We start from the raw sequence: 211 nt of genomic DNA on the forward strand, positions 1-211 counted from the left end.
CCGCCCTCGCGGCCCGGCTCCACGAGCTGCGCGAGGCGGACCGGCTGCGCCACGTCGTCGACCTGGTCCGCACCGAGGCCGCCGCCGTCCTCGGCCACGCCTCACCGCAGGCCGTCGCCGCCGACCGGGACTTCCACGACCTCGGCATCGACTCCCTCACGGCACTCGAACTGCGCAACCGCCTGACCGCCGTCACCGGCCTGCGCCTGCC

Annotated in this window: 1 protein-coding gene; it reads left to right on the plus strand. The window is 76.8% G+C overall.

The genetic code is table 11. The features are described from left to right. On the plus strand, positions 1-211 hold a 211-nt coding region (locus PUR71_RS00130), incomplete at both ends, for an acyl carrier protein (protein ID WP_329924236.1).

This window comes from Streptomyces sp. SP17BM10 (genome assembly GCF_036322405.1).
GTDB lineage: Bacteria > Actinomycetota > Actinomycetes > Streptomycetales > Streptomycetaceae > Kitasatospora.